Here is a 14005-nt window from a genome sequence, read left to right as displayed (position 1 = left end):
CACTTAAAAATAAATCGTATGAAGAAACTTGTTTGCATACTTTCCGGGCTTGTCCTTTGGAGCGCCGGCCAGATTCGTGCCGAAGAAACAGAAAAAAACGATGCTAAGGAGAACACCTTCTCCATGAATATCCAGATACGTCCACGGGCCGAGTATCGCAACGGCGTCCTCTTTCCCCGGTATAAAGGAGAAGAGGCGACAGGCTTTATCAACAACCGCGCACGCCTCACGATGAACTACGAACGTGACAACCTCTCCGTCGGACTCTCTGCCCAGCACGTCGGCGTATGGGGGCAAGACCCGCAGATCGACAAGAACGGCCGCTTCATCCTCAACGAAGCCTGGGCACAGTTGGATTTCGGCCACGGCCTGTTTGCCAAGCTCGGTCGCCAGTCTTTGATCTACGACGACGAACGCATCCTCGGCGGGCTCGACTGGAACGTAGCCGGACGCTACCATGATGCTCTCAAACTGGGCTATCAGGACGCCGGCAACCAGCTCCACCTCATCCTTTCCTTCAACCAGAACGACGAGAAGACGATCGGCGGAACCTACTACGCTCCCGGCGGGCAACCCTACAAGACGATGCAAACCCTCTGGTATCAACATAAGTTCAGCCAGGATTTCCGTGCCTCTTTCCTCTTTATGAACTTAGGCATCGAACCGGAAAACCCCGAAGAGAAAAAGGCCGATACGAAGTATATGCAGACGCTCGGAACGAACCTCTATTACCTGCCGGGCAACTGGACCTTTGGAGGAACCTTCTACTATCAGTTCGGTAAGACTGTCACAAACCGCGACGTTTCAGCCTTCATGTGGGCTGTCAATGCCGCCTGCCAGATCGATCCGAAATGGAAGATCGGTATCGGTAGCGATTACTTGAGCGGGGATGGCGACAATTCCGAAGGGACCTACAAGGCCTTCGACCCTCTGTACGGTACGCACCATAAGTTCTATGGCGCAATGGACTATTTCTATGCCTCCAAATTCATAGGTAAGAACATGAACCCCGGCTTGTGGGACAATCAACTTTCCATCGCCTACAAACCATCGAAGAAAGTAAACCTCTCGCTCGCCTACCACTACTTTTCTATCACGAGCGATATCGAAGTACGTCCCGGTGAAGAGGCAAGCCGTGGTCTGGGATCCGAACTCGATTTCCAGGTGGATTGGGAGATTATGAAGGATGTGAAACTTTCTGCCGGCTACTCGACGATGCTTGCCGGAGAAACGATGGAAGTCGTAAAAGGCGGCAGCAAGTCGAGTTGGCAGGATTGGGGATGGTTGTCGTTAAACATCAATCCGCGCGTATTTATGACGAAATGGTGAGTTGTTTAGTGCCGGAAAAGTCCTATCTTTGTCAAATAAGAACTGGTCTGGCACTAAACAAAAAATATATGGATATTCGCGACATATTTAAAATTCCGCTTTTCCGTAACTTTACCTTGAAGATGCAAGAAGAATTGCTCGACAAGATAGAATATACGGTAGATCGTTATCCGAAGGGGGAAACCATCATCCGGCAAGGAACCTCTTGCAATGCCTTGCACATTCTTTTGAAAGGAAAGTTGAATGTAGATGTGACCGACGTATCCGGCAATGTGGTCCGCGTGGAGGTCATTCAGGCCCCGCGCACCTTTGCCACTCCGCATATTTTCGCTGAAAAGAACCAGTTTCCCGCCACCTTTACTGTCGAAGAAGAGGTAACTCTCGTGCGTGTAGCCAAAACCGATTTCTTCTCTTTGATGCACAGTATGCCTCAACTGCTGCACAATTTCCTCTGCGTCAGCACCAGTTGCAACCGTTGTACGATGACCCGCCTCCGCGTCCTCTCGTTCCGGGGCATCCGCAGCCGTTATATCTATTACCTGCTCGACCATCTGAAAGCCGGTTCGGACATTGTTGAAATGGAGCACAACCAAGTGCAGCTCGCCGAATATTTCGGTGTGACGCGGCCCGCCCTGTCTAAAGAGATTAACAAACTTGTCGACAGTGGATTTATCCAGATTTCCCGTAACAAAGTCCACATCCTGAACAAACAGGCATTGACTTGCATGTTATAACGCGTATCTCTGAAGAATATACTATATTTGTCCCGTCAGAATAGAATAGGAAGATGGGAAAAGTATTGATTATTGACGATGAAAAGCAGATTTTAAACCTCTTGTCCCGCATCATCGGGCTGGAAGGCTACGACGTGCTCCAGGCCACAAGTTTCAAGGCAGGAATTAAACAAGTGGAGCAGCACGATCCCGAAGTAATCCTTTGCGACGTCTATTTGCCGGATGGAAGCGGCGTAGCACTTGTGTCAGAGATCAAGAGACTGCGCCCCCTCTCGGAAGTGATTCTCCTGACAGCACACGGCAACATCCCCGATGGTGTGCAAGCTATCAAAAACGGGGCATTCGATTATATCACCAAAGGCGACGACAATAATAAAATCCTCCCTCTGATCGCCAAGGCCACGGAGAAAGCGACCGCCGCCTACCGGCAGTCGAAAACTATTGCCTCCGCAGTAGGAAAGCAATATACTTTCGACACCATCATCGGTCGTTCGCCTGCCATACAGGATGCAGTAGCGTTAGCGCGCAAGGTTGCTGCCACTGACGTCCCCGTGCTTCTGACCGGTGAGACTGGGACAGGCAAGGAAGTTTTCGCCCAGTCCATCCACCGGCATAGCTCCCGCAACGGTAAAGCCTTTGTCGCCATCAACTGCTCGTCATTCAGCCATGATTTGTTGGAAAGCGAGATGTTCGGCCATAAGGCGGGAGCATTCACCGGCGCCTTGAAAGAGACGAAAGGATTGTTCGAAGAAGCGAACGGCGGAACGATCTTCCTCGACGAGATCGGCGAGATGGCGTTCGATCTGCAGGCTAAGCTGCTCCGTATCCTCGAAACCGGCGAGTTTTTGAAGATCGGCGACACGAAGCCTCTTAAAATAGATGTACGTGTGATCGCCGCTACCAACCGCGACCTGGCAAAAGAAATTGCCGAAGGCCATTTCCGTGAGGACTTGTTCTATCGTCTTTCAGTTTTTCAGATCCACCTGCCGCCGCTTCGTGAACGAACAGGTGACATCCCTCTGCATGTCGAGGCGTTCGTCTCCGCGCTATCTTCCAAAATGGGGAAGACTATCCGCGTGATCTCTCCGGATTATATCCGTATCTTGAAGCAGAACCCTTGGAAAGGGAATGTCCGTGAACTCCGCAACGTCGTCGAGCGCAGCCTCATTATCGCCGACAGCGATACCCTCACGCCCGACATCTTGCCCCTTAACATGCAGAACCTTCAAGCTACTCCTGACAACGGCTATTCCGGATTCGATCTCAGCGGCGTCGAAAAAATGCACATCCAAAAGGTATTGAAATATACAAACGGCAACAAGACCGAGACGTCCCGCCTGTTGGGTATCGGTTTGACTACGCTTTACCGGAAAATAGAAGAGTATGGATTATAGTGTTTCAGCTCATTGTCTGTATATTGTATTCCAATCCCGTTCTCGTAGAATGAAGGAACTGATGCCAAAGTGTTTTGACTTTCATATGAAATTTAGAATCAGATATATCATATAAATTATAAAATCTTTTTCGTCAATAAATCTATTATCTATTAAGTTCCCTTCAATAGATGGAAGAGTTTTATTCCAGATGATACCGAAATGGTAAACTTTTCCATTCTGGAAAGGTAACCTTTTCAAAATGGAAGGGTCGCCACCTGCTTCGAACTCCATGACCAAACTTTAATTTGCTGATATTCTTTTCTTCACGAAAAATCTTTCACGTTTGGCACGCCGTTGGCATATAGAAAGGTAAAACGATGAATAGTATTAACATTAAAAGTATTTTAAGATGTTGGAAAATGAATTTGTGTCTTTTGGCTTTTTGTGTGTGGTAGGCGGAGCCTGCTACTGGTTTTTCTTTAAATGTGTGGATTGGTTCGAAAAGATTTAGAAAAGGAGGAAAGTATGTTTGCAGCACTGTTTGTACTCTGCCTGGTTATCTTCGGGTATTTGATTTATGTACTGGTGAAGCCCGAAAAGTTTTAAACGATTAGCTTAAGTGAAAAGATGAATACAGAATTAATAGGAAGTATTGCGCAGATCGTGCTCATGGTCGTTCTGGCTTATCCGCTGGGTAAGTATATCGCAAAAGTATATAAAGGGGAGAAGACATGCCTCGATTTTCTCGCCCCGGTGGAAAGATGGATCTTCAAAATATGCGGGATCAATCCGAACGAGGAAATGAGTTGGAAAAGTTTCTTGAAGGCGTTGCTGACCATCAACCTTTTCTGGTTCTTTTGGGGGATGATCCTGCTGTGGACGCAGCAATACCTGCCTCTTAACCCCGATGGCAATGGCGGGCAGTCGTCACACCTGTCATTCAACACCTGCATCAGTTTTATGGTCAACTGCAACCTTCAGCACTACAGCGGGGAAAGCGGACTGACCTATTTTACCCAGTTGTTCGTGATCATGCTTTTCCAGTTCATCACGGCAGCTACCGGGATGGCCGCCCTTGCCGGAATCTTCAAGGCGATGGCGGCCAAGACAACCAATACGATCGGTAACTTCTGGAACCTGCTGCTGAAAAGTTGTACCCGTATCCTGCTGCCGATGTCGCTCATCGTCGGGTTCATCCTTATTATAGAAGGAACGCCGATGGGATTCGACGGAAAGATGAAGCTGACGACCTTAGAGGGCAACGAACAGCTGATCTCGCAAGGTCCTGCTGCCGCTGTCATACCGATTAAACAGTTGGGAACCAACGGAGGAGGCTATTTCGGGGTGAACTCATCGCATCCGCTTGAAAACCCGACTTACCTGACCAATATGGTGGAATGCTGGTCGATACTGATCCTCCCGATGGCTATGGTCTTTGCGTTGGGATTCTATTTGAAAAGGAAAAAGCTGTCTTATACGATTTTCGGGGTTATGCTTTTTGCCTACCTCGCCAGCGTAGGGATCAACACCTATTACGAAACGAAAGGTAACCCTATGATCTCCCAGATGGGGATTGACCAGGGAGCCGGCGCGATGGAGGGAAAGGAGACTCGCCTCGGTCCTGCCGCCACCGCCCTGTGGAGTTGTACGACGACAGTCACCTCAAACGGTTCCGTCAACGGGATGCACGACAGTACGATGCCGCTCAGCGGGATGATGGAGATGTTGAATATGCAGATAAACACTTGGTTTGGAGGTGTGGGCGTAGGGTTCATGAATTACTATGCTTTTCTGATTATCGCCGTGTTTATCAGTGGCTTGATGGTCGGCCGTACTCCGGAATTCTTAGGGAAGAAGGTGGAGGCGCGCGAGATGAAGGTCGCAACGATCGTGGCGCTGACACATCCGTTCGTGATTCTGATCGGGACAGCAGTCGCCTGCTATTATTGGGTGTATAATCCGGCTTTTGTGGAAGCGGAGGGAGGTTGGTTGAATAATCCCGGTTTCCATGGTCTCAGCGAGATGCTTTACGAATATACTTCCTCTTCCGCCAATAACGGATCGGGTTTCGAGGGGCTTGGCGACAACACCTGGTTCTGGAATTTTACGACAGGGTTGGCACTGATCATCTCCCGCTACCTTCCGATTGTCGGGCAGGTGGCGATAGCCGGACTGTTGGCGCAGAAGAAGTTTATCCCTGAAAGTGCAGGGACTTTGAAAACGGACACCGTGACATTTGCCGTGATGACATTCAGTGTGATCTTTATCGTGGCTGCCCTGTCTTTCTTCCCTGCACTGACATTAGGGCCGATTGCGGAGTATTTTAGCATCTATATGTAAACCGGAGTTTCAAATTTGAGAATTGAATAATAATATGATGAAAGAGAATAGATCTGCTTCTTTGTTTCCGAAGGAGCTTGTAATAGAAAGTCTGAAACAGTCGTTCGTGAAGTTGGATCCGCGGACGATGTTCCGCAACCCGATCATGTTTATCGTTGAAGTGGTGACCTTCGTCATGTTGGTGGTGACGGTCTGGTCGGCAGCCGGAGGTGATGCGACACAGGGATCGTTTGGTTATAATATGCTGGTTTTCATGGTGCTCTTCCTGACGCTTCTGTTCGCCAACTTTGCTGAAGCGATCGCCGAGGCACGTGGTAAGGCACAAGCCGACAGCTTGCGCAAAACGCGCGAAGAGACACCTGCGAAACGGGTGGAAGCAGGCGGGAAAATCACGACGGTGAGCAGTTCGCAGTTGAAAAAAGGTGATATCTTTATCTGCGAGGCCGGAGATACGATCCCTTCCGACGGCGAGATCATCGAGGGGCTGGCCTCGATCGATGAGAGTGCCATAACGGGCGAGTCGGCTCCGGTCATCCGGGAAGCCGGAGGCGACAAGAGTTCCGTGACGGGCGGTACGAAAGTACTGTCCGACCAGATACGGGTGGTGGTGACGACACAGCCGGGCGAGAGTTTCCTCGACAAAATGATTGCGCTTGTCGAAGGGGCTTCGCGGAAAAAGACGCCGAATGAAATTGCCTTGACGATCTTGTTGGCCGGTTTTACGCTGGTGTTTGTGGTGGTATGCGGAACGTTGAAACCGCTTGCCGACTATTCGGGCACACAGATCACCATCGCGGCCTTCATCTCCTTGTTTGTTTGTCTGATCCCGACTACGATCGGCGGGCTGCTGTCTGCGATCGGCATTGCGGGAATGGATCGTGCCTTGCGTGCAAATGTAATAACCAAATCCGGAAAGGCTGTAGAGACAGCCGGAGACATAGATACCCTATTGCTCGACAAGACCGGTACGATCACGATCGGCAACCGTAAAGCGACACAGTTTTATCCGGTAGCCGGGGTCGACGAACATTCTTTCGTGCAGGCTTGCCTGATGGCATCCCTGTCGGACGAGACGCCGGAAGGCAAATCGATCGTCGAATTGGGACGCGAACGTGGCGTCCGCATCCGCGATTTGAGCACTTCGGGTTCGCGGATGATCAAGTTCACGGCCGAGACGAAGTGTTCGGGGGTAGACCTGAAAGACGGAACCCGTATTCGTAAGGGAGCTTTCGATGCTATCCGCCGGATGAGCGAAGGAGCTGGAAACAAGTATCCGGAGGAGGTGGCAGGATTAGTCGAGAAGATCTCTGGTAACGGCGGCACTCCGTTAGTGGTTTCGCAAGACGACTTCATCATCGGGGTGATCGAGCTGCAAGATATTATAAAACCCGGCATCCAGGAGCGTTTCGAACGGTTACGCAAGATGGGAGTCAAGACGGTGATGGTGACGGGCGACAATCCGTTGACGGCAAAGTATATCGCCGAGAAAGCCGGAGTGGACGATTTTATCGCCGAAGCGAAGCCGGAAGACAAGATGAACTATATCAAGAAAGAACAGGAATCCGGCAAGTTGGTCGCCATGATGGGCGACGGGACGAACGATGCACCGGCACTGGCCCAGGCAAATGTCGGTGTGGCAATGAACAGTGGCACGCAGGCTGCAAAAGAGGCCGGTAATATGGTGGACCTGGACAATGATCCGACAAAACTGATCGAGATCGTAGAGATCGGCAAGCAGTTGCTGATGACGCGCGGAACACTGACGACCTTCAGTATCGCAAACGATGTGGCGAAATATTTCGCGATCGTCCCGGCCTTGTTCATGGTGGCGATACCACAGTTGGCGGCTTTGAACATTATGCATTTGCATAGTCCGGAGAGTGCGATTTTGAGTGCCGTGATTTTTAATGCGGTCATTATCCCGATCCTGATTCCGCTGGCTTTGCGCGGGGTGGCCTACAAGCCTATAGGGGCATCGGCTCTGCTACGGCGTAACTTGTTGATCTACGGGGTGGGCGGCGTGATCGCTCCCTTTATCGGGATCAAGTTGATCGACATGGTAGTTTCTCTATTTTTCTAAGTATAAATATCTCTTGACACTGCGCGCCGTCCGGCCAAGGCTTCTACGTTGTCCGGAAAGATTGCCGGGCGGTAGCGGGTGTTTCCCTATTAAAAACGAAAAGAAAATCGAATCTTATGATATCAAATCTGTTTAAATCATTCAAACTGACGATTGCTTTCTGCATTCTGTTCAGTGTCAGCTATATCTTTATCTTATGGCTTTTCGCCCAGGTCGCTTCTCCCAACAAAGGCAATGCCGATGTGGTCGAGTTGAACGGTCGGATCGTAGGTGCTGCCAATGTGGGGCAACAGTTCACAAAAGACATTTATTTCTGGGGCCGCCCGTCCCATGCCGGAGACGGTTACGATGCTTCGAGCTCGTCGGGCAGCAACAAAGGGCCGTCTAACGAAGAACATCTGGCGGACGTACAGGCACGTATCGACACATTCCTTGTATATCATCCGTACCTGAAACGTGAGCAAGTACCTGCCGAAATGGTTACTGCCAGTGCTTCCGGCCTCGATCCCGACATCTCCCCGAAAGCCGCCTACATCCAGGTGCAACGTGTAGCGCAGGCACGCGGCATTTCTCCCGACAAGGTCATGGCGCTCGTCAATGCCCATGTCGAAGGTCCGCTATTGGGGATTTTCGGGCCGGAAAAGGTAAATGTCCTGAAATTGAACGTGGCATTGGAAAAGTTAGAAACAAAGGAATAATAAATAAAACAAGAGTAAATTATGAACACTATAATCAAAAAGGCAATAGCCGCAGTAGTAACAGCTTCTTTATGTTCATTCGGAATGGCAAAAGCTTCCGAAAATGAAAACGGGGTGAAATTCGCAGTCCAGGGTGACTTGGTAAGTTCTTACATATGGCGTGGCATGTACCAGACAGGTGCGAGTTTCCAGCCTGCATTGGCTTTTAGTGTGGCCGGCTTCTCGCTGACAGCTTGGGGGTCGACCGATTTCGACGGCTACCAGTCTTCCGAAGGTCTTGCCAATAAGGAGATAGACCTTACCGCCGCCTATACGTTCGGCGCTTCCGGGTTGACACTGTCTATTGCCGATCTCTGGTGGGCGGGACAAGGTGCCAACAAGTATTTTAACTTCAAGAGCCATGAAACCGCCCACCATTTCGAGGCGGGTCTTGCCTACACGCTCCCGCTTGAAAAGTTCCCTTTGTCATTGGCCTGGTACACGATGTTCGCCGGACAGGACAAGGACGCCGACGGCAACCAGAACTATTCTTCCTACGTCGAACTGAACTATCCGTTCTCGGTGAAACGTGTCGACTTGACCGCCACCTGCGGGTTGATCCCTTACAAAACCCCCCAATACTATACCAACGGATTTGCTGTTACGAATGTGGCATTGAAAGGAACTACCGCTATAAAGATCACGGATTCGTTTTCTTTGCCTATTTTTGCACAGGCCATCTGGAATCCCCGGTTGGAAGATGCACATCTGGTCTTCGGCTTTACTTTGAAACCGTAAACAGTTTTTCAAACAGATGAACAGGGAAGAGAGTGTACAACACTTTTTGAATTTGCTGAAAAAGTCACGGCGCGGCAACTTCAAAGTCTACATCGGCATGATTGCCGGTGTAGGCAAGTCGTACCGGATGTTGTCGGAGGCGCACGAGCTGCTCCGTAGCGGGATAGACGTCAGGATCGGCTACATCGAGACGCATGGAAGGATCGGGACGGAGGCACTGGTAGGCGGTTTGCCCCTGATTCCGCGCCGTAAGTCTTTCTACAAGGGAAAGGAGGTCGAGGAAATGGACCTGGATGCCATCCTGAACATTCATCCGGAGGTGGTGATCGTCGACGAACTGGCGCATACCAACATCGAGGGCAGCAAGAATGAAAAACGCTGGCAAGATGTGATGGATATCCTCGAAGCGGGAATCAGCGTGATTACCGCCGTCAACATCCAGCATCTCGAAGGGCTGAACGAGGAGGTGCAGGATATTGCGGGCATCGAGGTGAAGGAACGCATCCCCGACAGCGTGTTGGAGCAGGCGGACGAGGTTGTCAATATAGACTTGACCGCCGACGAACTGGTGGCGCGCCTGAAAGCAGGCAAGATCTACAAGCCGGAGAAGGTGCAGACCGCGCTGAACAATTTCTTCAAGTCCGAAAATATCCTGCAACTCCGCGAACTGGCGTTGAAGGAAGTGGCGCTCCGGGTCGAAAAGAAAGTCGAAAACTCGGTCCCTGTCAATACGGGTGTCCGTCACGAGCGGTTCCTTGCCTGCATCAGCAGTCATGAGAAGACCCCCAGGAAGGTGATTCGCAAAGCGGCTCGTCTGGCGACACGCTATAATTCGAAGTTTTACGTGCTGTACGTCCAGACACCGCGTGAAAGCATAGACCGGATACCGTTGGCGAACCAGCGTTATCTTTCGAACCATTTCAAGCTGGCTACGGAACTGGGGGGCGAAGTGATCCGCATCCAGTCCGGGAGCATCCCGAAAAGTATCGTCCGGGTGTGCAAGGAAAAACAGATCAGCACGGTGTGCGTGGGTAAACCTTTATTCAGCCTTCGTTCCGTCCTGCTGTCGGTTTTCCAATACAGGACGTTGTTAAACAGTTTGTCGCAATTGAATATTGACCTGATAATAATAGCATAAGCGTATGGATAAGTTCTTAAGCCTGAAAATAAAAACGAAACTGACCTTCGGGATCGGTTTGTTGTTTACGATGATCGTTCTGCTGGGCGGGTTGGCCGTGCGGAATATTACAGATATGTCTTCCGACACGCAGAATATCTTGGCGGATAATTATAATTCGCTTCTCTATTCCCGCCGGATGCTGGGTGCCCTCGAACGGATCAAGAACGATCCGCAGGCACGCACGGAGTTCGAAAAGAACCTGGATTTGCAGCAGAAGAATATCACGGAGATCGACGAGAATGTGGCGACGGCGCATCTGGTCGCACAGTACGAGGCGATGCACCGGGACCTGAACGACACTACTATACAGCGTGTCAGGATGGCACTCAACGATGTTATGAGCCTGAATATGGCAACGATCTACCGGAAGAGCAAGGTGGCCGAGCATACGGCGGACCAGGCATTGCTGTGGATTTGTATTATCGCGGTGGCTTGCATCCTGATCGCTTTTGCTTTCCTGATCCGGCTGCCCCGTTCCATAACATCGCCGATCCGTAAACTGACTGACGGCATCCTGGAGATTGCCAACCATAATTACGAAAAGAGGCTCGACCTGGGCGACAACCTGGAGTTTGCCGAAGTAGCCTTCTCGTTCAACCGGATGGCGGAGCGTCTGACGGAGTACCGGAAGAGTACGCTGGCTGACATCATCCAGGCCAAAAAATACATCGAAGCGATCGTCAACAGTATCACCGAACCGATAATCGGGCTCGACCGGGACCGTTCCATCCTTTTTGCTAACGACGAGGCGCTCACCATTCTGAATCTGAAACGGGAGAACGTAATGGGAAAGTCTGCCGCCGAACTGGCGTTGAAGAATGACCTGCTCCGCCGGCTGGTGCGCGAACTGATCCAGCCCGACGAGAAAAAGGAGCCTTTGAAAATCTATGCCGATGACAAGGAAAGCTATTTCCAGGCCAAATACATCCCGATCCATGTAACGGATGGCGACGGGCGTGAAACGGAGTATGCGGGCGATGTGATCCTCCTGAAAAATATCACCGAGTTCAAGGAATTGGACTCTGCCAAGACGACTTTTATCTCCACCATCTCCCATGAACTGAAAACCCCGATTTCGGCCATTCTTATGAGCCTGAAACTTCTCGAAGACAAACGGGTGGGGGATATGAACGACGAGCAGAAAGCACTTGCCGGAAGCATCCGCGAAAGCAGCGACCGCCTGCTCGAAATCACCGGCGAACTGCTGAAAATGACACAGGTGGAGACGGGCAAGCTGCAACTGAGCCCGAAGATCACGAAGCCGATCGAGCTGATCGATTATGCGATCAAGGCGAACCGTGTGCAGGCGGAGCGCTTCAATTGCCATATCGAAGTGGAGTATCCCGAAAAGATATCCAAGCTCTTTGTCGACAGCGAGAAGATCGCCTGGGTGCTTACGAACCTCCTTTCCAACGCTATCCACTACACGCCGGAGAACGGCCGTATCATTATCGGTGCGCGCCAGGCGGACAAGAAGGTCGAAATATTCGTGCAGGACTTTGGAAAAGGGATCGACCCGCGTTACCACCAGAGTATCTTCGACCGTTATTTCCGCGTTCCCGGAACGAAAGTGCAAGGAAGCGGCCTCGGCCTTGCCATCAGCAAAGACTTTGTCGAAGCCCACGGCGGTACGATACGCGTGGACAGCGAAGTGGGTAGGGGAAGCACGTTTGTCATCACCTTTAATGTTTAAATCATTTCACGATCCAGCTTTCGATATTTCGTGTCTTAAAGCTGAAGTTCACGCCGATTTTATACAGTTGGCGCGAATCACCGGCGAACGGCAGCGCATATCCCTTTTCTTCGATCTGGCGCAATGCTTCCTCGGCGGAACCTTCCAGCTTGAATTCCATTATATATATGTAGCGATCTGTTTGCAAGACCAGGTCGACGCGTCCCTGTGATGTGTGATATTCTGCTTTCACATAGAAACCGGCCAGCTTGAAGACGATGAAAAGCACATTCTGATAATGCACTTCCAGATCCCGGAACAACTCGTAAGGCGTATCGGCAAAGAAGTATTGCAGGCGGCGGAAGAATGCGTCGATCTCTCCGCCCCGGATTTCCTGGACGAAACGCTGTATCTCAAAAGCCGAATCTACGGCGTTTACGGAAGTGTAGAAAGGCAGCAGGTAATTGATGAAACCCTCTTCCACTTCTTTGTTAGGGAAGCCTAACTGGTAGATACCGAATTCCTTATCATATCCTTTTATTGTCAGGTAACCGCTTTGGTAAATGACCGGTATGGGGCTTAAAGAGTTGGCGTCGATGCTGTTCAACACGGCGGAGCTGGTTTGTTCGTGTGCCATTTCATATAGGTTGTAATGGCTTTTCTTCAATAACGCCACCAAATAGGAAGGCGTTCCGGTTTCGAACCAGTAGCTGCCGAACTTCATCTTGGCAAAAGTATTTAACAGGCTGAAAGGATTGTATATCCCTTCCGAGTCTTCTACAAAATGATAGCCGTCGTAACGATCTTTCAATTCTTTGCAGGCCTGTTCATAATTAATCTTTAGATTGTCAGCAAGTTCATGTAGTTCCTCTTCGAAGTTAACATGGATTTCTTTCTCTGTAATGCCACAAATATCGATGTATCGGTCGTCCATCGATATATCCATCAGATTATTCAAATCGCTGAACACACTGACTTTCCCGAACTTGGTCACACCCGTAAGCAGGGCGAACTTGATGCACCCGTCTTTGGATTTCATCACTCCATAGAAAGGCTTCAAGGTATTGCGGAATTTCTCCTGCAACTCCTGATTGGTGATTGCCTGGAGCAATGGTTTGTCATATTCGTCAATCAATATGGCAACACGTTGGCCGGTCTGTTCGTAAGCCCGCTCTATCACACCGGCAAAACGCAGCGCCAGACTTCTTTCAGCCGGATCAGCCCCGTACAGCTTTTCCCAGGCAACCAGGCTGCGGTTCAGCATATCTTCCAGATCGCTTTCCTGCTCGTATTTGGAAATATTCAAATCTATATGAAGCACAGGACGCACGGTCCATTCCTTTTCCTTCTCTGCAATCGCGAGTCCATCAAACAACTCTTTCTTTCCCTGAAAGTATGCTTCGAGTGTAGAAATCAGCAGGCTTTTCCCGAACCGTCGGGGACGGCTCAGGAAATAGTAACTTCCCGTTTTTACTAATCGGTGAATTAAATCAGTTTTGTCTACATAAAGAAAGTCATTACGTCTGATCTTTTCGAAATTCTGTATGCCGATGGGATAAAGCTTTGCCATATACTTCCGATTAAATTGATTACTACACAAAGTTAGTAAAATATGGTGTAATAACATCTATCCCCAAAGGCTTTTTAAAAAAGAACAGCGGCTTCCGGGCATTCTGATTGGATGCGATAGAAAATCCCATAGGCAACTCTTTCCTGTTCCCTTAGTAAGAAACTGCGGTTTCCTAAGTGGGAAACGGTAGTTCCCTGCTTAGGAAATTATAGTTCCCTGCCGAGGAAATTTTAGTTTCCAGGGGGAGAA

The 14005-nt window shown here is 50.0% G+C and carries 11 protein-coding genes; 10 read left to right on the top strand and 1 reads right to left on the bottom strand.

Going from position 1 to position 14005, the window contains the following annotated elements; all coding sequences use genetic code 11:
• Positions 1-18 precede the first annotated feature (18 nt).
• The 10 genes from H8S65_RS02045 (at position 19) to H8S65_RS02000 (ending at position 12207) form a co-directional block, all read left to right on the top strand.
• A complete protein-coding gene (locus H8S65_RS02045) occupies positions 19-1329 on the top strand; it encodes an alginate export family protein (protein WP_186928297.1) in 1311 nt (436 codons plus the stop codon).
• A 68-nt stretch (positions 1330-1397) separates the two neighbouring features.
• Entirely contained in the window at positions 1398-2063 is a 666-nt protein-coding gene (locus H8S65_RS02040) for a Crp/Fnr family transcriptional regulator (protein ID WP_186928296.1), read from the top strand.
• Between the two features lie 53 nt (positions 2064-2116).
• Positions 2117-3457, top strand: coding sequence for a sigma-54-dependent transcriptional regulator (locus H8S65_RS02035; protein WP_186928295.1), 1341 nt, complete (start codon positions 2117-2119; stop codon positions 3455-3457).
• A 465-nt stretch (positions 3458-3922) separates the two neighbouring features.
• Complete coding sequence (locus H8S65_RS21285) at positions 3923-4045, top strand: potassium-transporting ATPase subunit F (protein ID WP_363182493.1); 123 nt, start codon at positions 3923-3925, stop codon at positions 4043-4045.
• 21 nt (positions 4046-4066) lie between these two features.
• Positions 4067-5779, top strand: a complete 1713-nt coding sequence (kdpA, locus tag H8S65_RS02025) for a potassium-transporting ATPase subunit KdpA (protein ID WP_186928294.1) — start codon at positions 4067-4069, stop codon at positions 5777-5779.
• Between the two features lie 37 nt (positions 5780-5816).
• Positions 5817-7859 (top strand): potassium-transporting ATPase subunit KdpB, encoded by a 2043-nt coding sequence (kdpB, locus tag H8S65_RS02020; protein WP_186928361.1) that lies wholly within the window; start codon positions 5817-5819, stop codon positions 7857-7859.
• A gap of 116 nt (positions 7860-7975) precedes the next feature.
• Positions 7976-8557, top strand: a complete 582-nt coding sequence (locus H8S65_RS02015) for a K(+)-transporting ATPase subunit C (protein WP_186928293.1) — start codon at positions 7976-7978, stop codon at positions 8555-8557.
• Between the two features lie 21 nt (positions 8558-8578).
• Positions 8579-9334 carry a TorF family putative porin gene (locus H8S65_RS02010; protein ID WP_186928292.1) on the top strand — a complete coding sequence of 252 codons (756 nt, stop codon included), beginning with the start codon at positions 8579-8581 and terminating at the stop codon, positions 9332-9334.
• Between the two features lie 16 nt (positions 9335-9350).
• Positions 9351-10472 (top strand): sensor protein KdpD, encoded by a 1122-nt coding sequence (locus H8S65_RS02005; RefSeq protein WP_186928291.1) that lies wholly within the window; start codon positions 9351-9353, stop codon positions 10470-10472.
• A gap of 4 nt (positions 10473-10476) precedes the next feature.
• Complete coding sequence (locus tag H8S65_RS02000; RefSeq protein ID WP_186928290.1) at positions 10477-12207, top strand: sensor histidine kinase; 1731 nt, start codon at positions 10477-10479, stop codon at positions 12205-12207.
• A gap of 1 nt (position 12208) precedes the next feature.
• On the opposite strand, the gene H8S65_RS01995 is transcribed toward H8S65_RS02000, so the two are convergent.
• On the bottom strand, positions 12209-13756 hold the full coding sequence (locus H8S65_RS01995) for an ATP-binding protein (RefSeq protein WP_186928289.1): 1548 nt from the start codon (positions 13754-13756) through the stop codon (positions 12209-12211).
• Between the last annotated feature and the right edge of the window lie 249 nt (positions 13757-14005).

Source organism: Parabacteroides hominis (assembly GCF_014287585.1).
GTDB lineage: Bacteria > Bacteroidota > Bacteroidia > Bacteroidales > Tannerellaceae > Parabacteroides > Parabacteroides hominis.
This window is presented reverse-complemented; position numbering and strand designations above follow the sequence as displayed.